The sequence below is a fragment of the Pseudomonas azerbaijanorientalis genome (assembly GCF_019139795.1).
In the GTDB taxonomy this organism is placed as follows: domain Bacteria; phylum Pseudomonadota; class Gammaproteobacteria; order Pseudomonadales; family Pseudomonadaceae; genus Aquipseudomonas; species Aquipseudomonas laurylsulfatiphila.
On the sequence record NZ_CP077078.1, the window covers coordinates 2,401,258 to 2,427,913 of the forward strand.

The 26,656-nt window shown below is 60.3% G+C and carries 25 protein-coding genes; 21 read left to right on the plus strand and 4 right to left on the minus strand.

Translation table 11 applies throughout. The annotated features are described in order from the left end of the window. Window positions 1–46 precede the first annotated feature (46 nt). Window positions 47–286 (plus strand): DUF1652 domain-containing protein, encoded by a 240-nt coding sequence (locus KSS91_RS10605; protein ID WP_217837871.1) that lies wholly within the window; start codon window positions 47–49, stop codon window positions 284–286. 170 nt (window positions 287–456) lie between these two features. Here the strand turns inward: KSS91_RS10605 and KSS91_RS10610 are convergent, their stop codons facing one another. Next, window positions 457–1,344 carry a LysR family transcriptional regulator gene (locus KSS91_RS10610; protein WP_217837872.1) on the minus strand — a complete coding sequence of 296 codons (888 nt, stop codon included), beginning with the start codon at window positions 1,342–1,344 and terminating at the stop codon, window positions 457–459. Window positions 1,345–1,468: 124 nt separating this feature from the next. Between KSS91_RS10610 and KSS91_RS10615 the strand changes: the two genes are divergently transcribed. The 10 genes from KSS91_RS10615 to KSS91_RS10660 all read left to right on the plus strand — a co-directional run bounded on the left by KSS91_RS10615 (window position 1,469) and on the right by KSS91_RS10660 (window position 10,230). Then, window positions 1,469–2,608 (plus strand): muconate cycloisomerase family protein, encoded by a 1,140-nt coding sequence (locus KSS91_RS10615; RefSeq protein ID WP_217837873.1) that lies wholly within the window; start codon window positions 1,469–1,471, stop codon window positions 2,606–2,608. A gap of 10 nt (window positions 2,609–2,618) precedes the next feature. Next, window positions 2,619–2,909 carry a muconolactone Delta-isomerase gene (gene catC / locus KSS91_RS10620; RefSeq protein WP_007978984.1) on the plus strand — a complete coding sequence of 97 codons (291 nt, stop codon included), beginning with the start codon at window positions 2,619–2,621 and terminating at the stop codon, window positions 2,907–2,909. Window positions 2,910–2,962: 53 nt separating this feature from the next. Next, window positions 2,963–3,892 (plus strand): catechol 1,2-dioxygenase, encoded by a 930-nt coding sequence (catA, locus tag KSS91_RS10625; protein ID WP_116582624.1) that lies wholly within the window; start codon window positions 2,963–2,965, stop codon window positions 3,890–3,892. Between the two features lie 170 nt (window positions 3,893–4,062). Further along, complete coding sequence (locus KSS91_RS10630) at window positions 4,063–5,022, plus strand: AraC family transcriptional regulator (RefSeq protein ID WP_302470003.1); 960 nt, start codon at window positions 4,063–4,065, stop codon at window positions 5,020–5,022. Window positions 5,023–5,230: 208 nt separating this feature from the next. Further along, window positions 5,231–6,595 carry a benzoate 1,2-dioxygenase large subunit gene (benA, locus tag KSS91_RS10635; protein WP_217837874.1) on the plus strand — a complete coding sequence of 455 codons (1,365 nt, stop codon included), beginning with the start codon at window positions 5,231–5,233 and terminating at the stop codon, window positions 6,593–6,595. Continuing rightward, the gene (gene benB, locus KSS91_RS10640) at window positions 6,592–7,080 is read left to right on the plus strand and encodes a benzoate 1,2-dioxygenase small subunit (RefSeq protein ID WP_217837875.1); all 489 of its coding nucleotides are present in this window, start codon (window positions 6,592–6,594) and stop codon (window positions 7,078–7,080) included. Before benA ends, benB begins: the two co-directional genes overlap by 4 nt. 10 nt (window positions 7,081–7,090) lie before the next feature. Then, a complete protein-coding gene (gene benC / locus KSS91_RS10645) occupies window positions 7,091–8,104 on the plus strand; it encodes a benzoate 1,2-dioxygenase electron transfer component BenC (protein WP_217837876.1) in 1,014 nt (337 codons plus the stop codon). Between the two features lie 296 nt (window positions 8,105–8,400). Continuing rightward, window positions 8,401–9,174, plus strand: a complete 774-nt coding sequence (locus KSS91_RS10650; RefSeq protein WP_217837877.1) for a 1,6-dihydroxycyclohexa-2,4-diene-1-carboxylate dehydrogenase — start codon at window positions 8,401–8,403, stop codon at window positions 9,172–9,174. Window positions 9,175–9,216: 42 nt separating this feature from the next. Further along, window positions 9,217–9,918 (plus strand): alpha/beta hydrolase, encoded by a 702-nt coding sequence (locus KSS91_RS10655; RefSeq protein WP_217837878.1) that lies wholly within the window; start codon window positions 9,217–9,219, stop codon window positions 9,916–9,918. 123 nt (window positions 9,919–10,041) lie between these two features. Continuing rightward, window positions 10,042–10,230 carry an SPOR domain-containing protein gene (locus KSS91_RS10660; RefSeq protein ID WP_015095715.1) on the plus strand — a complete coding sequence of 63 codons (189 nt, stop codon included), beginning with the start codon at window positions 10,042–10,044 and terminating at the stop codon, window positions 10,228–10,230. A gap of 114 nt (window positions 10,231–10,344) precedes the next feature. Here KSS91_RS10660 and osmE read toward each other — a convergent pair whose 3' ends face one another. Both osmE and KSS91_RS10670 read right to left on the minus strand, forming a co-directional pair. Then, window positions 10,345–10,695 carry an osmotically-inducible lipoprotein OsmE gene (gene osmE, locus KSS91_RS10665; protein ID WP_217837879.1) on the minus strand — a complete coding sequence of 117 codons (351 nt, stop codon included), beginning with the start codon at window positions 10,693–10,695 and terminating at the stop codon, window positions 10,345–10,347. Between the two features lie 13 nt (window positions 10,696–10,708). Then, window positions 10,709–10,948 (minus strand): hypothetical protein, encoded by a 240-nt coding sequence (locus KSS91_RS10670; protein ID WP_095967696.1) that lies wholly within the window; start codon window positions 10,946–10,948, stop codon window positions 10,709–10,711. A gap of 268 nt (window positions 10,949–11,216) precedes the next feature. On the opposite strand from KSS91_RS10670, the gene KSS91_RS10675 reads away from it, so the two are divergent. Continuing rightward, a complete protein-coding gene (locus tag KSS91_RS10675; RefSeq protein ID WP_217837880.1) occupies window positions 11,217–11,552 on the plus strand; it encodes a hypothetical protein in 336 nt (111 codons plus the stop codon). Window positions 11,553–11,634: 82 nt separating this feature from the next. On the opposite strand, the gene KSS91_RS10680 is transcribed toward KSS91_RS10675, so the two are convergent. Next, window positions 11,635–12,204: an RrF2 family transcriptional regulator gene (locus KSS91_RS10680; RefSeq protein ID WP_217837881.1), complete on the minus strand. Its 570-nt coding sequence runs from the start codon at window positions 12,202–12,204 to the stop codon at window positions 11,635–11,637. Between the two features lie 309 nt (window positions 12,205–12,513). Here KSS91_RS10680 and KSS91_RS10685 point away from each other — a divergent pair, with 309 nt between their 5' ends. The 9 genes from KSS91_RS10685 (at window position 12,514) to KSS91_RS10725 (ending at window position 26,654) form a co-directional block, all read left to right on the plus strand. Then, window positions 12,514–13,716, plus strand: a complete 1,203-nt coding sequence (locus KSS91_RS10685; RefSeq protein ID WP_217837882.1) for an NAD(P)/FAD-dependent oxidoreductase — start codon at window positions 12,514–12,516, stop codon at window positions 13,714–13,716. Between the two features lie 342 nt (window positions 13,717–14,058). Next, window positions 14,059–16,461 carry a type VI secretion system Vgr family protein gene (locus KSS91_RS10690; protein WP_217837883.1) on the plus strand — a complete coding sequence of 801 codons (2,403 nt, stop codon included), beginning with the start codon at window positions 14,059–14,061 and terminating at the stop codon, window positions 16,459–16,461. Between the two features lie 31 nt (window positions 16,462–16,492). Further along, window positions 16,493–19,099 carry a VgrG-related protein gene (locus tag KSS91_RS10695; RefSeq protein ID WP_217837884.1) on the plus strand — a complete coding sequence of 869 codons (2,607 nt, stop codon included), beginning with the start codon at window positions 16,493–16,495 and terminating at the stop codon, window positions 19,097–19,099. Continuing rightward, window positions 19,083–19,517: a hypothetical protein gene (locus tag KSS91_RS10700; RefSeq protein ID WP_217837885.1), complete on the plus strand. Its 435-nt coding sequence runs from the start codon at window positions 19,083–19,085 to the stop codon at window positions 19,515–19,517. Before KSS91_RS10695 ends, KSS91_RS10700 begins: the two co-directional genes overlap by 17 nt. 149 nt (window positions 19,518–19,666) lie before the next feature. After that, window positions 19,667–20,206, plus strand: coding sequence for a lysozyme inhibitor LprI family protein (locus KSS91_RS10705; RefSeq protein ID WP_217837886.1), 540 nt, complete (start codon window positions 19,667–19,669; stop codon window positions 20,204–20,206). Between the two features lie 188 nt (window positions 20,207–20,394). Beyond that, window positions 20,395–20,658 (plus strand): PAAR domain-containing protein, encoded by a 264-nt coding sequence (locus KSS91_RS10710; RefSeq protein ID WP_217837887.1) that lies wholly within the window; start codon window positions 20,395–20,397, stop codon window positions 20,656–20,658. Between the two features lie 2 nt (window positions 20,659–20,660). Further along, a complete protein-coding gene (locus tag KSS91_RS10715) occupies window positions 20,661–21,869 on the plus strand; it encodes a KPHS_23130 family T6SS system protein (protein ID WP_217837888.1) in 1,209 nt (402 codons plus the stop codon). 10 nt (window positions 21,870–21,879) lie between these two features. Further along, window positions 21,880–25,224, plus strand: a complete 3,345-nt coding sequence (locus KSS91_RS10720) for an ImcF-related family protein (RefSeq protein WP_217837889.1) — start codon at window positions 21,880–21,882, stop codon at window positions 25,222–25,224. 140 nt (window positions 25,225–25,364) lie between these two features. Then, window positions 25,365–26,654, plus strand: coding sequence for an NAD(P)/FAD-dependent oxidoreductase (locus tag KSS91_RS10725; RefSeq protein ID WP_015095709.1), 1,290 nt, complete (start codon window positions 25,365–25,367; stop codon window positions 26,652–26,654). The last annotated feature ends 2 nt before the right edge of the window (window positions 26,655–26,656 follow it).

The following is a 26,656-nucleotide window of genomic DNA, read 5'->3' on the forward strand; positions in this document are numbered from 1 at the left end:
GCTGAAACGGATCCAATCGAACTGAATATTGCCCGAGGGACCGGCCATGCTTCCGATTTCAGTGCTTTGCAACATCGTAGAGTCCGGTTTCGAGCCACTGTCGTGCGAGTGCACCGAGAATCTCGGGCTGCTGAGCATCGAAGTCTACGACCCCGTCACCCGGCGGGTGGAGCTGCTGATCAGCGGTGTCTCGACAGCCGAACTGACCAGCGTGCGCGCCATCTCTGATTTTATCGGCGAGTTGCGTACCGAGATGAAGGCCGGACGCCGGGCTTTTGCCGGCTGATCGAATGTAACCACCGTCCTGTGGCGAGGGGGCTTGCCCCCGTTGGGCTGCGTAGCGGCCCTAAAAGCCGTTACCCGGTTTCTCGGAGATGAACGTAAGGACCATCTTTTTTTGAGGGGCGCTTCGCACCCCAACGGGGGCAAGCCCCCTCGCCACAAATGATCGTCGTCTTACTCTGCCGGCGGCAGCAGCTCATCAATCATCCGCAAACAATGGCTCAACCCCGGCGAAACATCGCCCACCCGTCGGCTGAGGATGATCGGCGAGGTCGCGTTGTCTTCCAGCAAGGGTGTGAAACCGATGTCGTCGCGGTGCAGCAACTGCACCGAGGCCGGTACCAGCGTGACCCCGATTCCCGCCCCCACCAGACCGATCGCCGTTTGCAGTTCGTTGGTCCACTGCGCGATGTGGATGCTCACGCCATAGGACTCAAACAGCGCGATCACATGGTCGGCGTAACTCGGCCGTGGATTGCCGGGGTACAGCACAAAGGGTTCCCTGGCCAGTTCCCGCAGGCTGATGGGGCCGGCGAGCAACGGATGGCCGGCGGGCAGGGCGGCGACCAGGCGGTCTTCGGTGAGCACGGTCTGGACGATGGCCGGGTCGTCGATGCGGATCCGCCCAAAACCGATGTCGATACGCCCGGCCTTCAATGCCTGCACCTGTTGCAGGGTGGTCATTTCCGACAGACCCAATTCCAGCTCCAGCGGTTCGCCACTGCGTAACCGGCGGATCAGCTCCGGCAGCACGCCATACAGTGTCGATGGCGCAAAGCCGATACCCAGCCAGGTCTTTTCACCCAGGCCAATACGCCGTGTGTTGTCGCAGACCTTGTTCAGTTGTTCGAGCAGGGCGGTGGAGTGCTCATGGAAAAACCGCCCGGCGTCGGTCAACTTCAGCGGGCGGCCGCGCTCCAGCAACATCACCCCCAGTTCGTCCTCCAGTTGCTGGATCTGCCGGCTCAACGGTGGTTGGGCGATGTGCAGGCGCTCGGCGGCGCGGGTGAAGTTGAGGGTTTGAGCCAATACCTGGAAGTAACGCAGGTGCCGCAGTTCCATGGGGCCTCCGGATTTTCAATTGAATACCTTTAAGGTATCAAGCCAGACCAATTCTATATTGGCCGCCCGGAAAAAGCCGTATGAGAATCCGACTCAGAACTTCAAGAACCTGACGGGTATCGAAATGCTTGCAACCGCCATTGAGTCGATCGAGACGATCATCGTCGATCTGCCGACTATCCGCCCGCACAAGCTGGCCATGCACACCATGCAGAACCAGACCCTGGTGATCGTTCGCGTGCGTTGCGCCGACGGCATCGAAGGCATCGGCGAATCCACCACCATCGGTGGCCTGGCCTACGGCAATGAAAGCCCGGACAGCATCAAGACCAACATCGATACGCACTTCGCACCCTTGTTGATCGGCCAGGACAGCGGCAACGTCAATGCCGCCATGTTGCGCCTGGAGCGCAGCATCCGTGGCAACACCTTCGCCAAATCCGGTATCGAAACCGCGCTGCTCGATGCCCAGGGCAAACGCCTTGGCCTGCCGGTCAGTGAATTGCTCGGCGGCCGCGTGCGTGATGCGCTCCCCGTCGCCTGGACCTTGGCCAGCGGTGACACGGAAAAAGACATCGCCGAAGCGGAAAAAATGCTCGACCTGCGCCGCCATCGCATCTTCAAGCTGAAGATCGGTGCCGGCGAGGTCAACCGCGACCTGGCCCACGTCATCGCCATCAAGAAAGCCCTGGGTGACCGCGCCAGCGTGCGTGTCGACGTCAACCAGGCGTGGGACGAAGCCGTCGCGATACGTGCCTGCCGAATTCTCGGCAGCAACGGCATCGACCTGATCGAACAGCCGATCTCGCGCAACAACCGCGCCGGCATGGCCCGCCTGAACGCCATGAGCCCGGCGCCGATCATGGCCGACGAATCCATCGAATGCGTGGAAGATGCGTTCAACCTGGCCCGCGAAGGCGCGGCCTCGGTATTCGCCCTGAAGATCGCCAAGAACGGCGGCCCGCGCGCCGTGTTGCGTACCGCCTGCATCGCCGAAGCGGCCGGTATCGCCCTGTACGGCGGCACCATGCTCGAAGGCGGCCTGGGCACGATGGCGTCGGCCCATGCCTTCGTCACCCTGAACAAACTGGCGTGGGACACCGAACTGTTCGGCCCGTTGCTGCTGACCGAAGACATTCTCAGCGAGCCGCTGGTGTATCGCGATTTTGAACTGCACGTGCCGAAAACACAGGGCCTTGGCCTGAGCCTGGATGAGGAGCGCCTGGCGTTCTTCCGTCGCGACAAGACCACTCATCAAGCCTGAGGAGAGCATTATGCTGTTTCACGTAAAAATGACCGTGAACCTGCCGGTCGACATGAATCCGGAGGCGGCAGCCAGACTCAAGGCTGACGAAAAAGCCCTGGCCCAGCGCCTGCAAGAGCAGGGCAAGTGGCGTCACCTGTGGCGCATCGCCGGGCACTACGCCAACTACAGCGTGTTCGATGTCGACAGCGTTCAGGAACTGCATGACCTGCTGATGCAATTGCCATTGTTTCCCTACATGGCCATCGAAATCGACGCGATGTGCCGGCATCCGTCTTCCATCCGTGACGATGACCGCTGAGCCCTGCCTGCTCAGCGCTACGCTAATAATTACAAGATGAGGAACCCTGAAAAATGAACGTCAAAATTTCCCACACTGCCGAAGTCCAGAAATTTCTCGAAGAAGCCAGCGGCCTGCTCAACGACGCCGGCAATCCACGGACCAAGGCACTGGTCTACCGCATCCTGCGTGATTCGGTGAACATCATCGAAGACCTGGCCGTGACCCCGGAAGAGTTCTGGAAAGCCGTCAACTACCTCAACGTGCTGGGCGCGCGCCAGGAAGCCGGGTTGCTGGTGGCCGGTATTGGCCTGGAGCACTACCTCGACCTGTTGATGGATGCCGAAGACGAGCAGGCCGGCAAGACCGGCGGCACCCCGCGCACCATCGAAGGCCCGCTGTACGTGGCCGGTGCGCCGTTGTCCGAAGGCGAGGCGCGCCTGGATGACGGCGTCGATCCAGGCGTGACCCTGTTCATGCAAGGTCGCGTGTTCAATACCGCCGGCGAACCCTTGGCCGGGGCTGTGGTGGACGTCTGGCACGCCAACACCGGCGGCACCTACTCGTACTTCGATGCCTCGCAGTCGGAATTCAACCTGCGTCGCCGTATCGTGACCGACGCTGAAGGCCGCTACCGTTTCCGTAGCATCGTGCCGTCGGGCTATGGCTGCCCGCCGGACGGTCCGACCCAGCAACTGCTCGATCAACTGGGCCGTCATGGCCAGCGTCCGGCCCACGTGCACTTCTTCATTTCCGCGCCGGACCATCGCCACCTGACCACCCAGATCAACCTCGACGGCGATCAATACCTGCACGACGATTTCGCCTACGCCACCCGCGACGAACTGATCGCCAAGATCACCTTCAGCGACGATCAGCAGCGCGCAGCGGCCCATGGCGTGAGCGGTCGCTTTGCCGAAATCGAATTTGACTTCACCTTGCAGTCGTCTGCACAACCTGAAGAACAGCAGCGCCACGAGCGGGTCCGCGCACTGGAAGACTGATCACCCCCGCCCCCTGTAGGAGCGAGCTTGCTCGCGATGGTCGTCAACGATGACGCTGGGTGCCTGATGTCCCGCGGCGTCCTCAAGTCCATCGCGAGCAAGCTCGCTCCTACAGGGGTTCGGCTCTAGAATGGACCGACGCAACTCATAACAACAACGAGAGTGACCTGATGATGCAAGCGCAACTGTTGAGTCAGCGCAGCCGGGTATTCGACCATGCCGACCCTTACGCCGTGTCGGGCTACGTCAATCAGCACGTCGGTAACCACTGCATTCTCATGCCCCGTGCCGGCAGCCCGCTGGCCAGCCTTGATCATCGCAAATTCGCCAGCCTCGACCTGTGCCGCATCAGCTACGGTGCCAGTGTGCGCGTGACGTCCGGTGCGCTGGACAGCATTTATCACCTGCAAGTGCTGCTGCGCGGCAACTGCCTGTGGCGTGGACACGGCCAGGAGCATTACTTCGCCCCCGGCGAATTGCTGCTGATCAACCCCGACGATCCGGTGGACCTGACGTACTCCGCCGATTGCGAGAAATTCATCCTCAAGGTCCCGACCCGTTTGTTTGAAACGGTCTGCGATGAGCAGCGCTGGCGCTATCCGGAGCAGGGCGTGCGGTTTCTGGAAAACCGTTATCAGCTCAATGAACTGGAAGGTTTCGTCAACCTGTTGGCGATGATCTGCCAGGAGGCCGAATCCACCGAGCAGATCCCCAGGGTGCAGGAGCATTACACGCAGATCATCGTCAGCAAGATGCTCAGCCTGATGAAGACCAACGTCAGTCGCCTAGATCCGGGCTCGCAGGCGGCCACGTTCGAAGCGATTGCCGATTACATCGCCAATAACCTCAAGCAGGACATCGACAGCGAAGAACTTGCGCGCCAGGCCCACATGAGCTTGCGTTCGTTGTACGGGTTGTTCGAACGCAATGCCGGTGACACGCCGAAGAACTACATCCGCCGCAAGCGCCTCGAGTCCATCAACGCCTGCCTCAGCGACCCCACATGCAACGTGCGCAACATCACCGAAGTGGCCATGGACTACGGCTTCCTGCACCTGGGACGGTTCTCCGACAGCTACCGCAAGCAGTTCGGCGAATTGCCGTCCGATACCCTCAAGCGCCGCTACTGAAATCACGCACACCCCCTGTAGGAGCTGCCGAAGGCTGCGATCTTTTGATCTTGTCTTAAAAAACAAAATCAAAAGATCGCAGCCTGCGGCAGCTCCTACAGGGTTATCTGCACAAAACGGACAAAGGTCTGCACCCCGCGGATACTCCCGCCTGATCCACCGTCCTAGCATGACCCCTGCCTGAACAATAACAATGGAGGCGGCGGCCATGACCCTGCGACCCGAATATTTGCATTCCCTGCTTGAAGACGATCCCGAGCAGGGCCTCTATCGCTGCAAGCGCGAGATGTTCACCGACCCGCGTCTGTTCGATCTGGAGATGGAACACATCTTCGAAGGCAACTGGCTGTACCTGGCCCACGAAAGCCAGATCCCCAACATCAACGACTTCTACACCACGACCATGGGGCGCCAGTCGATCTTCATCGCGCGCAACAAGGACGGTGTGCTCAACGCCTTCATCAACGCCTGCAGCCACCGTGGCGCGACCCTGTGCCGGCACAAGTCTGGCAACAAAAGCTCCTACACCTGTCCGTTCCACGGCTGGACCTTCAACAACTCCGGCAAGCTGCTCAAGGTCAAGGATCCGGCCAACGCCGGTTATCCCGCGAGCTTCAACTGCGAAGGCTCCCACGACCTGACCCGCGTCGCGCGGTTCGAGTCCTATCGCGGCTTCCTGTTCGGCAGCCTCAAGGCCGATGTTGTGCCACTGGTCGAGCACCTGGGCGAGTCGGCGAAGATCATCGACATGATCGTCGACCAGTCCGCCGATGGCCTGGAAGTGCTGCGGGGCTCTTCCAGCTACATCTACGAAGGCAACTGGAAACTCACTGCCGAAAACGGCGCCGACGGCTACCACGTCAGCTCCGTGCACTGGAACTACGCGGCCACCCAGAACCAGCGCAAGCAGCGTGAAGCCGGTGACACCAACCCGACCATGAGCGCCGGTAGCTGGGCCAAGCAGGGCGGTGGTTTCTATTCCTTCGACAAGGGCCACATGCTGCTCTGGACCCGCTGGGCCAACCCCGAGGACCGTCCGCTGTACGAGCGCCGCGATGAGCTGGCGCAGGATTTCGGCAAGGCTCGCGCCGACTGGATGATCGAGAACTCGCGCAACCTGTGCCTGTACCCCAACGTGTACCTGATGGACCAGTTCAGCTCGCAGATCCGCATCGCCCGGCCGATCTCGGTCAACCGTACGGAGATCACCATCTACTGCATCGCCCCCAAAGGCGAGAGCGACCACGCCCGGTCCAGCCGGATTCGTCAGTACGAGGACTTCTTCAACGTCAGCGGCATGGCCACGCCGGACGATCTGGAGGAATTCCGTTCCTGCCAGACCAGCTACCAGGGCAGCGTCACCACCTGGAACGACATGTCCCGTGGTGCCGAGCACTGGATCGAAGGCGCTGACGAAGCCGCCAAAGAGATCGACCTGCACCCGCTGCTCAGTGGTGTGCGCACCGAAGACGAAGGTCTGTTCGTGCTGCAACACAAATACTGGCAGCAGACCATGCTCAAGGCCCTGGCCTTTGAGCAGTCGAAACTGATCGCCGTGGAGGACGTGCAATGACCATCACCTACGACAGCGTGCGCGACTTTCTCTACCGCGAAGCGCGTTACCTGGACGACCGCCAGTGGGACCAGTGGCTGGAACTGTACGCCCCGGACGCGACCTTCTGGATGCCGTCCTGGGACGACAACGACGAGTTGACCGAGGACCCACAACGGGAAATCTCGCTGATCTGGTACGGCAACCGCACCGGCCTGGAAGACCGCGTCTTCCGCATCAAGACCGAGCGCTCCAGCGCCAGCGTGCCGGACACCCGCACCTCCCACAACATCAGCAACATCGAGCTGCTCGAACAGGCCGACGGTTTGTGCAAGGTGCGCTTCAACTGGCACACCCTGAGCTTTCGCTACAAGACCGTCGACAGCTATTTCGGCAGCAGTTTCTACACCCTCGACATGCGCGGTGAAAACCCGTTGATCAAGGCCAAGAAAGTGATCCTGAAGAACGACTACGTTCGTCAGGTCATCGATGTTTACCACTTGTGAGGCTGGCGTCATGACCCATTCCATTGCGTTCAATTTCGAAGACGGCGTCACCCGTTTCATCGACGCCAACGTGGGCGAGACCGTGGCCGATGCCGCTTACCGCCAGGGCATCAACATCCCGCTGGACTGCCGCGACGGCGCCTGTGGCACTTGCAAGTGTTTTGCCGAAGCCGGTCAGTACGATTTGGGCGAGGAGTACATCGAAGACGCCCTCAGCCCTGAAGAGGCCGCGCAGGGTTTTGTCCTGACCTGCCAGATGCGCGCCCAGAGCGATTGCGTGGTGCGGGTGCCGACGTCCTCCGAGGTCTGCCGCACCCGTCAGGCCAGCTACGACGCGACCATCAGCGCCGTGCGCCAGCTGTCCGACAGCACCATTGCACTGTCGATCAAGGGCGAAGCCCTGAGCAAACTGGCGTTCCTGCCTGGGCAGTATGTGAACCTGGGAATCCCCGGCAGCGAACAGACCCGCGCCTACTCGTTCAGCTCGCTGCAGCGCGATGGCGAAGTCAGCTTCCTGATCCGCAACGTGCCCGGTGGCTTGATGAGCAGTTTCCTCACCGGCATGGCCAAGGCCGGCGATTGCATGAGCCTGGCAGGCCCCTTGGGCAGTTTCTACTTGCGTGACATCCGTCGGCCGCTGTTGCTGCTGGCCGGTGGCACCGGGCTGGCGCCGTTCACCGCGATGCTGGAGAAGATCGCCGAGCAGGGCAGCGATCATCCGCTGCATCTGATCTACGGCGTGACCCACGATTTCGACCTGGTGGAAATCGACCGCCTCGAAGCGTTTGCCGCGCGCATCCCCAACTTCACCTTCAGCGCCTGCGTCGCCAGCCCCGAGAGCCAGCATCCGCTCAAGGGCTACGTGACCCAGCACATCGAGCCAAAGCATTTGAACGAGGGGGACGTCGACGTCTACCTGTGCGGTCCGCCGCCGATGGTCGAGGCCGTCAGCCAGTTCATTGGCGAGCAAGGCATCGCGCCTGCGAACTTCTACTACGAAAAGTTTGCTGCCAGCGCGGCGTGAGCCGACCCAATGTGGGAGCGGCGGTGCGGCGATTCGACTTGATCGCGAAGAGGCTGGAACATTCAGCATTGATGTCGTCTGTAAGTCCGCTTTCGCGGGCAAGCCCGCTCCCACAGTTAATGGGGGGCGGCCGCTGATTCTGTGCACGACACAGATCCATTGTGGGAGCGGGCTTGCCCGCGAAGGGGCCGGAACATTCAGCATCCAGGTTGCCTGTGAGTCAGCAATCGCGAGCAAGCTCGCTCCCACAGGATTGGGTATCGCCCGATACATCGTCATTGACCGATGAGGTACATATGAACAGATTTCACGAAAAAGTCGCGCTGATCACCGGCGCTGCCCAAGGCATCGGGCAGCGGGTGGCCGAGCGCATGGCAGCCGAAGGGGCGAAGCTGATCCTGGTGGATCGTTCCGAGCTGGTGTTCGAAGTGCAGCAACAACTGGCCGCGACCACTCAGGTATTGGCCCTGACCGCCGACCTTGAGCAATACGACGAATGCAGCCGGGTGATGCAAACCGCCGTCGAGCGCTTCGGGCGCCTCGATGTGCTGGTCAACAACGTCGGCGGCACCATCTGGGCCAAACCGTTCGAGCACTACGAGGCATCGCAGATCGAGGCCGAGGTCCGTCGTTCGCTGTTCCCGACCTTGTGGTGTTGCCACGCCGCGCTGCCGTTCATGCTGGAGCAGGGCAGCGGGGCGATCGTCAACGTCTCTTCCATCGCCACCCGCAGCCTCAATCGCGTGCCCTACGGTGCGGCAAAGGGTGGGGTCAATGCCTTGACCGCCTGTCTGGCGTTCGAAACCGCCGGTCGTGGCGTGCGGGTCAACGCCACGGCGCCTGGCGGCACTGAAGCACCGCCGCGACGCATACCCCGCAATGGTGCCGAGCAAAGCGAGCAGGAAAAACTCTGGTACCAGCAGATCGTCGACCAGACCCTCGACAGCAGTTTGATGAAACGCTACGGCACCCTGGATGAGCAGGCGGGGGCTATTCTGTTTCTGGCCAGCGACGAAGCGTCCTATATCACCGGCATGATCATGCCCGTGGGCGGCGGCGATCAGGGCTGACGCGAGCGACGAACAACCCCATCGGCAAACGGAGTCATGGTGATGAGTGACAAACCCACGATCGTGCTGGTCCATGGTTTCTGGGGCGGTGCCGCCCACTGGAACAAGGTCATCGTCAAATTGCTCAGCCGGGGCGACACGCACATTCGTGCTGTCGAGTTACCGCTGACGTCCCTGGCCGAGGATGCCGAGCGTACGCGCAAGATGGTCGCCCAGGTGTCCGGTCCGGTGCTGCTGGTGGGGCATTCCTATGGCGGCGCAGTCATCACTGAAGCGGGTGATTTGCCGAATGTGGTCGGGCTGGTGTACATCGCCGCGTTCGCCCCGGACGCCGGTGAAAGCCCCGGCGGTATCACGCAACGGCACCTGCCTGCGGCAGCGGCCAACCTGACGCCCGATAGCGACGGTTATCTGTGGGTCAAGCCCGAGCTCTACCACGAGAGCTTCTGTCAGGACCTGCCGGCGACCGAAGGGTTGGTCATGGGCCTTACCCAGAAAGCGCCGCTGGCGACTACCTTCGGCGACACCATTGGCACGGTGGCCTGGAAGAACAAGCCATCCTGGTATCAGATCTCGACCGCCGACCGGATGATCGCGCCACAGAACCAGCAATGGATGGCCGCGCGGCTCAACGCCCGGGAGATTCTGACCCTGAACGCCAGCCATGCGTCATTGGCGTCGATGCCCGCCGAAGTGGCGGCCTTGATCGACAGGGCTGCGACGGCGTTGGCTAACGCCCCCTAGGGGCTACAACGCATCCAGGGATGGCAAGGGAATTTCCATGGCGACGTCTGGTCGGTATTTTGGAGAAGGGCGGGTGTAAGGTGAACAAGTCGACCTGATAGCACTGCCCAGGAGGAGGTGACCATGAACGTTTCGATGCTGAACAAGATGCATATGAACGGCTATGACGTACTCAGCGTGAACAACGGCCCCTGGCGGGTATGCACCCGGAGTGACCGGCTTGGCTCGTTCAACAGTCGAGAGGAGGCACTGGCGTTTGCCGCGTCACTGCCCGGCTACAGGGCGCGCGCCGTCCGTCATCAAACAAAATGACGTCAATCTCCTGTAGGAGCGAGCTTGCTCGCGATGGACGTCAACGATGACGCGCCCTGTCTGAATGAACGCGTTGTCCGGACGTTTATCGCGAGCAAGCTCGCTCCTACAGTGTTAATAGCCACCGCCTCCACTGGGGCGGGAGGGTTCCCGGGCCTTTTGCTGCGTGTGACTCCATTGCGCGCAGGTCATGAAGCCCTTGTGGTCGACCATGCCGCGGCCATCGAAACTGACGTTGTACGCCTGCTGATGGCCTTCGTGAGTCAGTTTGTAGTCAAAGCAGGTACCGGGTTCAACGGTACGATCGGTGACCGCCAGGGGCTGGCCGCCGATTTGCCGGACTTGCTCGTGGGTCATGCCGGTGTCGACTTTCGCCACCAGCGGCTGGTTCTGATAGATCGAGTTGGTGCTGCAGCCTGCCAACGCGGTCAGTGCGACGACCAGCGTCAATAGTGGCCTGTTCATGGCAGCGCCCCCGCTATTGAGCCTTGTTGCGGCTAATGACCTTGGCTTTCACTTCCTCGGCATAGCCGGACAGTTTTTCTTCATCACCCTGAAACAAGGCACACAGTCTTTGCACGGCTTGCGCGTCGACTTCGCTGCCGAGCTGGCGCAACTGCTGTTCTATGCGCAAAAGCTCCACCGCCGACCAGCGCAAATCTGACGCAAGCCCTTGCAGATCACGCCGAAGTTGCTGTTCCGATTCGTTAAGCCACATGATGACCTCCTGAACGCTGCATTCCGCAATTTTAGACCCGTTTACCGGAGCGGATGTTGTGTTCATCTGAATCAGCGAGGTTTCCTTTGGTCGGGAAAAGCGAACGGGAAAATGCGCTGTCTGCTCTGGTTCACGGCAGGACAATGTCAAATGACAGCCTGCAAGGAACTAATTGGGCGAAGTGATATCAATGACTCGCCGAATCGTCGGGATGGATGTACGGTCGACGGCAAGCTACATTTTCTCTTTTCGAATTTAAGGAAGCAGCATGCGGATGTTGATGGGGGGAGTCGCGCTGGCATTGCTGGGCGGATGTTCGTTGCCGGCGTCGCTGGTACCGGGCGAGCCGAATGTCAGCAAGCACAGCGAGAAGACGCCAAAAGAGTATGCGGCGTGCGTTTTGCCCGCCTGGCAGACGGAAGTATCGAATACGACCCAGATTTCGATTTCCAACGGCTACCGGATCACCGCACCGAGCGTGATAACGGCCGATGAAGTGCTGGATATCGTGAAACACAAGGACGGCAGCCGGGTTTCGTTGTATCAGGGGCCACCTTGGGCCAAATCCGGCGACCTGCGCAAAATCGTGCGCGACTGCCTGTAAGTGCGAGAGGGTGAAAATCGGTCACCCACCGTTTTTCGCCTGAACCGAGAAAAACCGGATGCCTGGCGTGCATCCGGTTTTTTTATGGGGGGCAGTCTGAAAGGTTGGTCGCAGGAATGATCTGCTCATTGGCCTGGGCGCTGCTTTTCCTTTCCCGACGCTCGTTCATCCAGCTCTCCACCTTGACGCCGAATTCTGCCGGGGCCTTGCGCCCGAATTTCCTGGCGATGTCGAGGATGGTTTGTTGGGCGAGGGCCTCTTCCATGCGTTTTTGCGCAACCATCATCGCCCCATGGACCGCGCACGGACCGTCCAGTGCCCAGGCCGGCGGGGTGCCGTCAAACACTGCGCAACGGCCGCGGATCTCCCGACAATCGAAGATCGACTTGCGGCCGTCGATGGCGTTGACGATATCCAGCAGGGTTATTTCGTCGGCGGGCCGGGCCAGCTTGAAGCCTCCGCGCATGCCTTCGGTGGCGACCACCAGCTTGCTTTTGGCCAGCTTGGTGAAGATTTTCGCCAGATAGTCCAGGGGAACGCCTTGCAGTTCGGCAAGGTCGCGGACACTCGCTTCGCGCGAATCGCCGCCGTTGCCGACGAGAAAAAGCAGGCAGTGGATGCCGTACTCGACACCTGCGCTGTAAAGAGACATACAGATCTCCGACTTGATTAGTCGCCAATTCTAGCAGCCGAGCCTAAGCCAGGCAACGAATCGTCGTGTCCTGAATTTTCTTTTTCAGCTCGAAAAACCCTTGTCATGTACGTTCTTGAGGCTTTTCTGCGCAGGCATCGACGCGTTCGATGGCTGCCATCAAAAAAAACGGGTTGCAGGATTTAACTCGGATCAATAGAGTCGTAGTTGTTCGAGCGGCATAGGTCGACGACTCTCGAAAAACACCGACCTCATGCTTGCTCCCGATGAGCGTGACTCACAACCCTTGTTTATCCCCTGGAGTTAAAAATGAAACAGCACATTCTGGTGATCGGCGCAGGTTTCGGTGGCATGTGGACAGCTTTGAGCGCCACGCGCCTGTTCGACATTCACGGCCACAACGACGTTGAGGTAACCGTGCTGGCGCCCCAGGCCGAGCTGCGTGTGCGCCCGCGCTTCTACGAACCGAACGCCCACCAACTGGCTGCGCCGATCGGCGATCTGTTCGATGTTGTCGGGGTCAAGTTCATCAAGGGCGCGGCGCAAACCATCGATGTCGAGCAAAAGCAGGTCGGCTATGTCGATGCCGCCGGTGCCCGACAGGTCTGCAGCTACGACAAACTCGTTCTGGCCACCGGCAGCGGCCTGGCTTCGCCAAACATTCCGGGCGTGGCCGAACATGCGTTCGACGTCGACCAGATCGAACAGGCCGTGCGCCTGGAAAACCACCTCAAGGCGCTGGCCAATCAACCCGAAAGCAACGCGCGCAACACGGTGGTGGTGGCTGGTGGCGGTTTCACCGGGATCGAAACGGCGACTGAAATGCCGACCCGCCTGCGGGCCATCCTCGGCGACCGAGCCGACATCAATGTGATCATCGTTGACCGTGGCGATAAAATCGGCGGCTCGATGGGCGAGGAAATCGCTGAATCGATCGTCGAGGCCAGTGTGGCGACCGGCGTGAAATGGCACCTGAAAGCCTCGGTTGTGTCGGTCGATGCCAACGGCGTCACTCTGTCCGACGGTGCGCGTATCGATGCCAAGACCGTGGTCTGGACCACCGGCGTTCGCGCCAGCTCCCTGACCGAACAGATCCCGGCCGAACGCGATCGCCTGGGCCGCCTGCATGTCGACGCCCACCTGAAAGTGATTGGCCAGGACGACATCTTCGCCACCGGCGACGTGGCCTACGCAGCCAGTGACGAGATCGGCAACTACGCCCTGATGACCTGTCAGCACGCGATTTCGCTGGGTCGTCATGCCGGCAACAACGTGGCGGCGCAGATCCTCGGTGTCGACCCGACGCCGTACAGCCAGCCCAAATACGTGACCTGCCTGGACCTCGGCGCCTGGGGCGCGGTCTACACCGAGGGTTGGGACCGTCAGGTCAAGTTGATCAAGCAAGAGGCCAAGGCACTGAAGACCCAGATCAACACCCAGTGGATCTACCCACCGGCGGCAGATCGTGCCATCGCACTGGCTTCGGCGGATCCGATGATTCCTGTGGCCTGAGTCGTCAACCGCGTTGATTGAATAACGTAGTTCGAAAAAATCCCGCCAAGGTCAGCCTGGGCGGGATTTTTTGATTACTCACGGATTACCGGGAAAGACGTGGTTGATCTACATAAGCATGAAAAATACTCGCTATTGCGCTAACCCCGCTCAATGTTTCATTCCTTGTAACAGCCATGCGTATCGACATGCACTTCCAAAATGCGGAAGCGTCCTACGCAATTGCCAGAAATACCTGATTTTCATTCCAGCCAACCTCTTGAATGCTTTCGCCCCCCCAGGACTCGGGTGAAAGCACAGCCTTTCCTGCACGTCCCCCCCTCAGACCAGGAAGGCCTGACCATGAGCACCGCACTGCGCACCTTCTTCGACCACAGCCGCCACAAACTCCAGGTCGACGGCCTCGACACCACCCTCGACGTCCTCACCTTCAGGGGCGAAGAACACCTCAGCCAGCCGTTCACCTACACCGTCGAATTCACCGCCAGCCACCTCGACCTCGGCGCCGAAAAACTGCTCGGCCAGTACGCCCAGTTCAGCCTGCACGCCGCGCCGTCAACCCTGCCCCTGATGGCGTGGGAAGTACCCAAACCAGTCAAACCGCTGCGCACGTTTTACGGCGTGATCAGCGGCTGCCAGCGCCTGTCCGGCTCGGTCGACGAAGCGCGCTACGAAATCACCCTGCAACCGCGCCTGGGACGGCTCGCCCGTGGCCGGCAAACGCGCCTCTACCTGCAGCAATCCGTCCCGGAAATCGTCGAGAGCATCCTGCGCAGCCGCCACGGTTTTCTCGGCCAGGACTTCTTCTTCCGCCTGCACCGCGAGTACCCGCGCCGCGAACAGGTGATGCAATACAACGAAAGCGACCTGGACTTCATCACCCGCCTGCTGGCCGACGTCGGCATCTGGTACCGCTGCACCAGCGACGAACGCCTGAGCATCGACGTCGTCGAGTTCTGCGACGACCAGCGTGGCTACCAGTTCGACGTCGCCTTGCCGATGCGCTCGCCCTCCGGCCTGAGCAGCAGCGGCGAGGACGCCGTCTGGGCCCTGCAAACCCGCCACCAGATGGTGGAACAGCAAGTCAGCGTGCGCGCCTACCACCCCCGCGACGCCCGCGCCTACCTCGACGGCGAAGTCGACCAGACCCGCGGCGAGCCGGCCACCCATGGCGCACCCCACACCTACGGCGAGGCCTACCACTACGCCGAACCCTACAGCGTGCTCGGCAACGCCTACCACCAGGACGAAGACCTGCTCAGCGAAAGCGGCTACTTCTACGCGCGCCTGCGCCACGAGCGCTACCTCAACCAACAGACCCACCTCAGCGGCACCAGCAGCAGCGCCACCCTGGCCCCCGGCCAGGTACTGAACATCAGCGGCGGCGCGCCCCAGGCCTTCGCGCGCGGCGCGGTGCTCACCGGCCTCACCACCCACGCCGCCCGCGACCGCAGCTTCGAATGCCATTTCGAAGCCATGCCCTACGCCGAACGCCTGTGCTTCCGCCCACCGCTCGCGCCCAAACCGCAAATCGCCGGCACCCTGCCGGCGCGGGTCACCAGCCCCAAGGCCCACGACCCCTACGCCGACATCGATCTGGAAGGCCGCTACCGGGTCAGATTCCTCTTCGACCGCGACACCCGCAAACCCGGCCAGGACAGCAAATGGCTGCGCCAGGCCCGCGCCTACGCCGGCGACACCCACGGCCTGCACCTGCCGCTGATCTGCGGCACCGAAGTGGCCATCGCCTTCGAACAGGGCGACCCGGACAAACCCTACATCGCCCACGCCCTGCACGACGACCAGCACCCCGACCACGTGACCCTGGGCAAACGCGACTACACCCGCAACGTGCTGCGCACCCCGGCCAACAACAAGCTGCGCATGGAAGACCGGCGCGGGGAAGAGCACGTCAAGCTCAGTACCGAGTTTGGGGGCAAGAGCCAGTTGAATCTGGGGCATCTGGTGGATGCCAGGAAGCAGAAGCGGGGGGAAGGGTTTGAGCTGAGGACGGATGGATGGGGGGCGATTCGTGGCGGCAAGGGCCTGTTCATCAGTGCCGATGCACAGGCCAAGGCGCAGGGCCCGGTGCTGGACATGGACGCTGCCGTCGGCCGCCTGCAACAGGCCGGCGAACAGCTGCAAAAGCTCTCGGTCGACGCCCAGGCCGCCCATGCCGAACCGGCAGACGTGGCCGCGCAGTTGAACCTGCTGCGCCAGGACCTCGAACAGCTCAAGTCACAAGTCCTGCTGCTCAGCGCGCCGCAAGGCATCGCCTTGACCAGCGGAAAGCACCTGCAACTGGCAGCGCAACACAACCTGATGCTCAACGCCGGCGGTGAAGCCGACCTCAGCGTGGTCAAGCGCCTGTTCATCGGCGTAGGGCAGGGGCTGAGCCTGTTTGTGCGCAAGCTGGGGATCAAGTTGATCGCCAATCAGGGCCCGATAAGCGTCCAAGCGCAAAACGACCAGCTGGAACTGATCGCCCGCCATGGCCTGGAGATCACCAGCACCGAGGACGAAGTCCACATCACCGCCAAGAAAAAAATCATCCTTAATGGCGGTGGCAGCTATTTCAGCCTGGATGAGGGCGGTATCGAATCCGGTACGAGGGGCGACCACAACATCAAAGCCGCAAATTTCGAATACAGCGGCCCAGCCAGGCAAACGCTGGAAATGCCCACGCTTTCCAGGTTATCCGAGCACCAAACCAAGTCTGTGAGACTGTCGGATTTCTCTGCCTGATCCCTTTGCACAACAAGGAGCGACACTCAACATGGCCAGTTTACTTGCCCGACTTTTCGGACTTCACCGCAACCACAGGGACGCGCGATTCGATCGGCCGAGCGCGCCGATCATCCTGCCGACGCGCGATACCCGGCCCATCCACACGCCACCGCCATCCGAGACGCCAGCGCCGCTGAAGAACTGGTGCCATCCGTTCAAGGACACACAAGGCCCGCTGGCACAACTGACCCACCTGGCCAACGCTGCGGCCGGTTACTATCCGATCGGTCGCAGCGGTCTGTTTCACGGCGGCGTGCATTTCGACAGTGGCACCGGCATCCCCCAGGAACAAGCGGTGCATTGCCTGGCCGACGGTGAAGTGGTGGCCTTCCGCGTCGATACGCACTCGCCCAAGACGCGCTACTTCATCGACACCCTCACCGTCGACAAACCCTTCGCGCGCAATTTCGTGCTGGTGCGGCACCGCTTGCAGCCCCCGAAAATCCAGGGCAGTGCGGATACGCCACCGAGCCTGACTTTCTACAGCCTGTACATGCACCTGCGGGACTGGGCGAAATACCATGAAGACTCCACCCTCCCACGTCCAGCCTACTGGCCGCAGAGCACGGCCCTGCGCGTCAAGCAGACGGTGAACGACGTTCTTGCGGGCCAGCCAGAGCCGGGCCTGAACGTGCGTCATGAAGACGGAGGCAAGGTGATCGACCTCCTGCCGCGCGGTGCAGTGGTGACGGTCAGCGGCAAATGGCGTTATCGCATGCTGGAAGACCGTCTCGGCCCCGCCAAACTCGTCAAAGCCGATGGTTCGCTGGCGGGCTACATCGCCGCCAGCATTCTGCAGCCGGTTGGAGGCAACCAGCACCGCATCAAGTCGTCGAAAGAGTTGGTCCGCGTTCGCGCCGAACCGAAAGATCCGTGCGAGATTCTGATGGAACTGCCGACCGGCACCGTCGTCACGGTCAGTGGCGAGGGCCCGTTCCGCAAGCTGGAACGGGTCAACCAGTATGTGCATTTCAACTCGCTGGAAAGCCTGCAGGAACCGCAGGCGGTAGATCGGATCGTGGTGCTCGAGCAGCCGGTGCCGATCAAGGCTGGGGACCTGATCGGTCACCTTGGCGATTATCAGGACAGCGGCGCGGACCGGTCCGAACAGAAGCTGCACCTGGAAGTGTTCAGTGGCGATGACATCGATGAGTTCTTCGAGGACAGCCGCGCCTGGGCCCAGCGCCTGCCGGACAAGGACAAGACCTGGCTGAAGCTTGCCAGGGGCACGCCCGTGGCGGCGCATCAGGATCACATTAGCGCCAGCCTTTTGCCCATCTGGAGCAGCGACAACCCCTGCAGTGATGCCGACCTGCTGGTGCCCAAGAGCTTGCTGGATGGCTTGCCACCCGAGCGGAAAATTCGGGTGCCTACTGGTGCCAGCGGGAAAACCTACAACTGGTACCGTCTCGATGGCCTGCTTCATGACGCGGACGACAAGCTGCTCAACGGCTGGGTGCGTGAGGAAGTCGGCCTCACGCCCTGGCTCAGCTCCTGGTCGTGGGAAGGCTATGAAGTCATTTTCGACTACAGCCTGCCGAAACACGCCATGGCTTCGTTTTTCAGCGCCGTCAATCGCTTCAGCGACGCTCAGCACGAGCGCTTTAGCCACCTGGCGGAAAGAGACCAAAAGGGCCGAATGAAGATCCGGCTGTGCGACATCATCCACCGCAACTGCGACGGCAAAATGACCGCCGACGAACTGCAAGCGGCCCTGCGCCTGCCCGCCAAGGCACAGGCGATCTCGCAGCTGGTCCTGCGTAAGGAGAGCGAGTGGTTTTACAAGGAGCAAAAGTGGGATGCATTGGATGAACTGCTCGGCCACAGCGGCTCGACGCCGCATTTGAACTGGGTGGCAGAGAAACAGCGGATCGAGCAGATGGGCTGGTGGAGTGAAGTGGCGGAGAGAGTGGGGTTGCCGCCTTGGGGGCGGCCTTATCATTTTCATCCGTTGGGGTTAGTTGGATTGTTTGCTCGGAAAAAAAGCAGCCTGTGGATGCTAGGGACCACTTCTGAACGTTACGAGTCAGGAGGTCGAGGTCCGGGCGTAGTTTCAACAGGAAGTGGTGATCACGGAGGGGTTTCTTATGGGGTCTACCAAATGTCCTCAAAAATGGGTGTTGTTCAGGATTTTATTGAAAAGTCTGCTTATGTCGAGGCGTTTTCTGGGTTGGAGGCCGGAACTAGTGAATTTAATGAAAAGTGGAAAAGCACTGCAAGAAATTATCCTGAACAGTTTAGAGAGGCACAGCACAACTACATAAAAAAGACACATTATGATGTGCAGGTGAATGTCATATTGAGTGGGATTGGATTTCCCATTTCCAATAAAATCGCAGCGCTACATGATATGGTCTGGTCTACGAGTGTCCAATTTGGCCCGCAAACTAAATTGATCAAGCGAGCCTTGCAAGGATCGACGCTGTCTTCAATGTCGGTGGAAGACATCATATGTGCGGTTCAAGATTATAAAGTTGCTAACAATTCTCGTCTTTTCGCAAGCTCACCTACATTGCAGCCAGGGCTGCTCGCTAGGGCGGTGGATGAGAAAAGAAAATTATTAGAGCTGGAGATAACTGATGCTGAAGTTGAATAACGCTTTCGCAGTACGAGGTGTGCTATTTGCGATAAGTTGTTTTTTTGTTGGCTTTGTTAATGGTGGTGAACTTTATTCGGTGGCAATAGAGAGGCCTCAAGAGTATGCCCGTTGTATTGTTGAGGCCCAAGCGATCCACTCAGAATTAGTTTCATGTGTGCAGTCGGAAATAGGGAGGCGAAAAAAAAGTATCGAAATTAGCATTAGTGCTGCTAGCAAAGATCCTTCTATGAGGGGATTAGTGAAGTTGATCACTGAAAGCCAGCAACTATGGAATATGTATATTAAAAAACTTTGCGATACATACAATGAGTTAGGAGGTCAGCGAGGGGGGCTCTTAACAGAAAACTGCATTCTAAATGAAGTGACTCATAGAAAGTTATTTGTAGAAAATATTTTAGAGGAAGCGAGTATATAGGTTTTATGATAATAATAAGATTTCAAATCTGAGTGACCGCGCTCCTGGTGTAGGTGAAACAATTGTGTTCTGTTAAGCGATGTTTTCTCATAAGCTAGTAGATCACTTTTTTGTAATGAAAGTGTCAATCTTAAAGAGGGTTATTGCACATGCAGTTCTTAACAAAACAAGCCATGCATAAAATGCTTGGCATAATGATTTTGGCTTTTCTACCAGTCATGGGCTTTTCTGAAGAAGCAGGCGAAGGCGAAAAGATTTTTAGCAAAAAGGAGATCAACAAAAATATTAATAATTGCTTCAATTACGTCCTAAAGCACTGGGGAGACCATGCTGAAAAAATAATAGTATGCCTTAAAAAAGAGTACTCAGTTTCCGACGCCATACTAAACAAGCGGTATCACAGCATGGTAATTAGCTTTGATGAAAATTTTAGAGTTGAGTCGCATGAACGTACTGAAAGGCGTCTTAATGCGCTTAAACAAGCTCAGCGGCAGTGGATTACGTTTCGTGATAAGGAGTGCGACTTCATGGCAGAGGCCGAAAAAGGTAATAGCGGAAGTGCGATCAGTAAATACATATGCTTGATTGATCAAACTTACGAACGTGTAAACAAGCTTTCAGAATACATTGACTGCCCTACACGATTTGAATCGTCTCGGCTTTTTTTATGCCCCCTCAGTGTAGGGTAAGCGTTAATGAGTATAAAAATTAGGCAAGTAAAATTAGTTGATTTTGGCAGGCGTCATGGCTAAGTGTTTAAGGTGCTGAGGTTTCAATGCATTCTTTTCTGGTCGTGAGTATGGCGAAATTAGGTTCGTCTAGCAGCACTCAACAAACAAACACGGATGAAATTAAATTTCTTGATTAAGGATAAAACATGAAAAACATTATCCGTATCGGTGACAAAACAACCGGCGGCGGTACGGTCCTCTCTGGTTCGCTCGCGATGAAATTTACCGGTATCGGCGTGGCTCGCCAAGGAGACCCAGTGCTGTGTCCGATTCCTGGCCATGGCTGCACGGTGATTGCCGTGGGGCACCCTGTGTTTAAAGACCAAGGCATTCCAGTCGCCTTTGACGGTCATTTATGCATCTGTGGTTGCGCGTTGATTTCCTCCTTGCCTGAAGTGGGAGCGAGTTAGTCATGCCCGTTCGACTGGATAAGGTGCCCGCTCTTGCCGCACGTCCTGCACGACCTCGTATTTGGCTTTGGCTCGGTTTGCTGTTGCTGTGCTTGTTGCTGGGCGTAGGCGGGAGTCTTTTATTCGCCGATCAACCCTTGCGCCAACAGACAGTTGATTTCTGGAACTGGGCCTTGGGTTTTCCGTTCCTCGTATGGTGTGCATTGGCTTTCAGCCGAATGCTGCTGCATGTCGGTGGGCAGTCTGCTGCCGATGGTTGGGATGAAGCGCGCGAAGAGGACATGATCCGCAGAATTCGTCAGGGGCGACGTTCGCAGCAAGTGTTGGCAGCGAACTTGTACACCTCTTTGCAAGATCCTGCGGCGGAACCGGTTTCACCTCTGAATGCTTTGCTGAGTGGGACCGAGTCTGCTCAGGCGCAGTCAAGTCACAGCCGTTCGTTTGATGACTCAGATGAAGATCCGGAAGCGGTATTGCTGACTGTATTAACCCAGGGGCTTGCTGACCTGGCACCGATCCTTAACCAATTGCCTGACGATAAGCCTTTGGCCCTGTTACTGGAGGTCGATTGCAGCTTACCACCAGCGCAGTGGCGTCCGGCGTGGCACCAGGCATGGCGTAATTCCGGCATCCGCCAATCAACTACACCCGTCGAGGGCAGTGGATTGGCGGCGGTGGATCACTGGCTTGATCAACGCATCAACGATCAGGCCTTGCTGCTGATAATGGCCCTGCAGTTTACCCCGCAAGCGCCCGAAGGTACGGCAGAGGTTGCCGTCGGTTTGTTGCTGGGCAACCGCCTGACGCAATCCACTCTGGCACCCATCGCCTACCTCCACCGTCCAGAGCAAGAGCGCGAGCCGACCGACGCCGACCTGCTCTACGCTACGCGCCAGGCCCTCGACTGGGTACCCCTGCAAGCGCAGGCGGTCGAACGGGTCTGGCGGGCGGGGATCGATGCGCAACGATATGCCGCCATTAACACTGTGCTGGCTGAAGTCCCCCTGTTAATCAATTCGTCGGAAGGTGTGTGCAACCTCGATGCATTGCCGGGGCATCCAGGAGTTGCGTCGCCTTGGCTGGCGATCGCCGCTGCGACACAGACGATTCAGCGCGGCGCTGGGCCGCAATTCATTTTCAGTGGTGGTGGCGCTGCCACGGCCGGGCTTTGGAGCACGGTGCTGATGCCGGTGTCTCCACTTTCGATATAGGAAGTCTCGAATGCAGTTTCGACGCTCTGTAGGGATCGGTGTGCTGATCGGTGGAATGTTGCTCACCGGTCTGGTCTTGGGGGGAGTGCTCTGGCTCCATCCCGAATGGCTGGGGATTGCCGCCGGCAGTGACCGGCACAGGATCTGGCTGGCGGTGACATCGGTCCTCACCCTCGGGGTGATGTTTCGGGGTGGCTACCATTGGCTGGGGCGTCAACTGGGGCGCGCCGATTATCTTCAGCTCGAGGGGGATGATGCTCGCCAGGCTGCGCCAGTCTCCCTCGAGGAGTCTGTCGAGTCCCAGGTGGCACGAACCATCACGGCGATCAATGACCACCTGCGCGAGCAACACGGCCTGCTCTGGCGGTTCAAGGTTCGTGTATTCCTGGTCGTCGGCGAACCCGAGCAGATCAACGCCATCGCCCCCGACCTGGCCAAGCATCATTGGCTGGAAGGTCACGACATCGTCCTGCTCTGGGGCGGCAGTACGCAAACTGTTGCCAGCGACAGGGTACTGAACCTGTGCCAATGGCTGAGCCGCTGGCGTGCCCTCGACGGCGTCATCTGGGCCCTCAACAAACCACAAAGCGCCGACCCCCGCGCCATGGACCACGGCATACGCCACCTGCAAACCCTGGCACGCAAGCTGCGCTGGCAGCTACCGCTGCACCTGTGGCAGGTCTGCGACAGCCAGTGGAAACAGGACCAGCGCCCGACCCAACCGGTCGGTTGCCTGCTGCCCATCCCCGTGACGCCGCAGGCGGTGGAAGGGGCTCTGGACAACCTGGTACAGCCCCTGCGCAACGCCGGCTGGGGGCAGATGCAAGACTCGATGGGTAACGATTTTCTGGTGCGCCTGGCCCGCGATCTGCAGGTCGAGGGCATTGCCCGCTGGCGTCAGGCGTTGGCGCCGATGTTCCGTATCTTTGCCCGGAGCGTGCCGTTGCGCGGTTTGTGGTTCAGCCTGCCGTTGACGGGCGGCGCGGAAGATGCCGGGTGTCTGTGGCATGTTACGCCGCCTTGGGAGGGCGTGCTCGGCGACAAAGCCGTGCACCGTCGCCGTCTGGGCTGGGGCGCCGTGCGCATCGGCTACGCAGCGGTGCTGGGTCTGGCAGTGATCTGGGGCGCCGGCCTGCTGCTGTCGTTCGCCACCAACCGCGTGCAGATCGCGCAGGTGCAGACCGTGTTGACCACCCTCGAACAATCGCAAAGCGCCGATGAGCAATTCCTCGCGTTCAACGAACTGGTGCGCGAGCTCGGGCGCCTGGATTACCGCGCCGAGCATGGCACGCCGTGGTATCAGCGTTTTGGCCTGAATCAAAACGATGCGCTGCTGGCCGCACTGTGGCCGCGTTACGTCGAGGCCAACAATCGCCTGATGCGCGATCCGGTCGCGGCCACTTTGCAACAACAACTCAACGCGCTGGTCAAACTGCCGCCGGACAGCCCCGAGCGCAGCAAGCGTGCCGGTGTGGCCTACGCGCAACTCAAGGCCTACCTGATGCTGGCGCGCCCGGAAAAATCCGATCCGGCGTTCCTGGCCCAGACGCTGAGCGACGCCGAGCCGCAACGCGCCGGGTTCTCGCCGGGACTCTGGCAGGGCCTGTCGCCGACCCTGTGGCAGTTCTACGCGCAGCAACTGGCGCGCCATCCACAGTGGCGCATCGAAGCCGACCCCCGGCTGGTGGCCCAGGCCCGCCAAGTACTGCTCGGCCAACTCGGCCAGCGCAATGGCGAAACCAGCCTGTACCAGAGCGTTCTCGACAGCGCGGCCCATCACGCGCCGGCGTTGAATCTGCAGCAGATGGTCGGCGACACCGAGGCGACGGCGCTGTTCTCCACATCGGCCGAAGTGCCCGGCGTGTTCACCCGCCAGGCCTGGGAAGGCCAGGTGCGGCCGGCCATCGCCGCTATCGCCGAGGCTCGTCGCGAGGAGATCGATTGGGTGCTCAGCGACAATCCCGCCAGCCTCGCCGTCGAATTGAGCCCGGAGCAACTGCGCGAGCGCCTGACCGAGCGCTACTTCCAGGACTACGCCAACGCCTGGCTGGACTTCCTCAACCACCTGCGCTGGCAACCGGTCGACAGCCTGGGCGAGGTGATCGATCAACTGGCGCTGATGAGCGACGTGCGCCAGTCGCCCCTGATCGCGCTGATGAATACCTTGGCCTGGCAGGGGCAGGCCGGCACGCGCGGCCAGGCCCTGGGTGAGTCGTTGATCAAGTCGGCGCAGAAGCTGATCGCCCAGGACAGCGTGCCGCCGATCGAGCAGTCGCTCGGCGGTCCGGGTGGTCCGCTGGACGCCACCTTCGGGCCGTTGCTGAGTCTGCTGGGCAAGGACGCCGAGCGTAACAACGACAGCGAGCGCCTGAGCCTGCAAGCTTTCCTCAACCGGGTCACGCGGGTGCGCCTGAAGCTGCAGCAAGTGAGCAACGCGCCGAACCCGCAGGCCATGACTCAGGCCCTGGCGCAGAGCGTGTTCCAGGGGCATAGCGTCGACCTCACCGACACCCGGGCCTACGGCAACCTGCTCGCCGCCAGCCTCGGCGCCGAATGGGACGGGATCGGCCAGACCCTGTTCGTGCAGCCGCTGGAGCAGGCCTGGCAACGGGTGCTGCAACCCTCGACGGCGGGCCTCAACAGCCAGTGGCAGCGAGCGATCGTCAAGGACTGGCACGGCGCTTTCGCCGGTCGCTACCCCTTTGCCGCCACCAGCAGCGATGCCTCGCTGCCGATGCTCGGGCAAATGATCCGCGCCGACTCCGGGCGCATCGAACAGTTTCTGCAACAGCAACTGGGGGGCGTGCTGCGCAAGGAAGGCAGCCGCTGGGTGGCCGATGCCCGGCACAGCCAGGGTCTGCGTTTCAATCCGCAGTTCCTCAGCGCGATCAACCAGCTCAGCCACCTCGCCGACGTGCTCTACACCGATGGCGGCATGGGCCTGAGCTTCGAGCTGCGGGGCAAACCGGTGCGTGACGTGGTGCAGACCACCTTCATTCTCAATGGCGAAAAACATGAGTACTTCAACCAGAAGGAACGCTGGCAGCGCTTCAGCTGGCCGGGCTTCAGCCAGCATCCGGGCACGCGTTTGTTGTGGATTAGTGTGCTGGCCAATGAACGGCTGTTCGGCGACTACGAAGGAACCTGGGGCCTGATCCGCCTGCTGGAACAAGCGAAAGTCACCGCGCTGAACGACACCGACAGCCAGTACCGCGTGCAGCTCAGGGCACCGGATGGCCTCGACCTGACCTGGCACCTGCGCACCGAACTGGGCGCAGGGCCGCTGGCATTGCTCAAGTTGCGCGACTTCAAGCTGCCGGCGCAGATCTTTCTCGGCGAGGGCAAAAGGGGGTAGCCCTGGGGGAGGATTCGGAGCTCAAGCCGAGTCCCGCACCTATTGCAGAATCTTTTCTTTTACGCCTTGAAACATTGCCTGCGTGAAATTAATCGTGTATTTTTTCATGAAATTAAAAATACAAAATTTCACGAGGCCGTATGTTTCAGCAATCCACCCGGCATGTCGCCAGTTACTACGCCCATAGCTGCGCCGATCGACTGGTCAATCGGACCGCACTGGAAGGTGAGCAAGACACCGAAGTGCTGATCATCGGGGCCGGTTTCAGTGGATTGCACACGGCGTTGCGCCTGGCGCTGGCCGGCAAGCGTGTGACCTTGCTCGAGGCCAGCCGGGTGGCCTGGGCCGCGTCCGGGCGTAATGGCGGGCAGGCGATTCTCGGCTGGTCGTGCGATATGCCACCGCTGGAAGCAGCGCTGGGATACGAGCGGGCGCGGCGATTGTGGGACGGCATGCGCTGGGCCGCGCGCGAATTGCGTGATCTGCCCGGCCGCCATGAGTTCGATTGCGACTATCGCGCCGGCCATCTCTGGACTTCGGTGATGCCGCGGCGAGTGGGGCTGCTGACCGAGTGGCAGCACGAGGCCAGCCACAAGTGGGGTCACGATAAACTGCAATTCATCCCCCGGCAACAGCTGCCGGAATGGGTGGCCAGCGAGCGTTATCAGGCCGGCCTGTTCGACCCCGAGGGCGGGCATTTGAACCCGCTGAAACTGGCGCTGGGTCTTGCGGATGCGGTTGAGCGGGCTGGCGGCCGTATCTACGAGCAAAGCAAGGCGCTGAGTTATGGCGAGGAGGGCGAAGGTTTTGTGGTGACGACCGAGCGCGGTCGTATTCGCGCCGATGTGCTGGTGCTGGCGTGCAACGCCTACCTCGATCGGCTCGACCCGCAACTGGCCAGTTGCGTGTTGCCGGTCGGCACCTATCAGGTCGCTACCGCGCCGCTCACCAAGGATCAGGCCACTGCGCTGCTGCCGAGCAACGTGTGCGTGACCGACAATCAGTTCGTGCTCGATTATTTCCGCCGCACCCCGGATAACCGCCTGCTGTTCGGTGGCGGTTGCACTTACCTGGGCGGGATGCCCAAGGACATCGCCGCGGCGACCCGGCCGTTCCTGGAGCGGGTGTTCCCGCAACTCACGGGCGTGGCGCTGGAGTTTGCCTGGGGCGGACACATCGACCTGACCCTCAAGCGCACGCCGGATATCGGGCGGCGCGGCGATCTGTACTGGATGCAGGGCTATTCCGGGCATGGCGTGCTGCCGACACTGGCCGCGGCGCGGGCGGTGTCCGACGCGATCCTCGGTCAGCCCGACGAACTGTCCCTGTACCAGGGCCTGAACAACGGCAGTTTCCCCGGCGGCAAATACCTGGCCGCGCCGCTGGAAGCCATCGGCAAGGCCTGGTATCGACTGCGCGACAGCATTTGAAG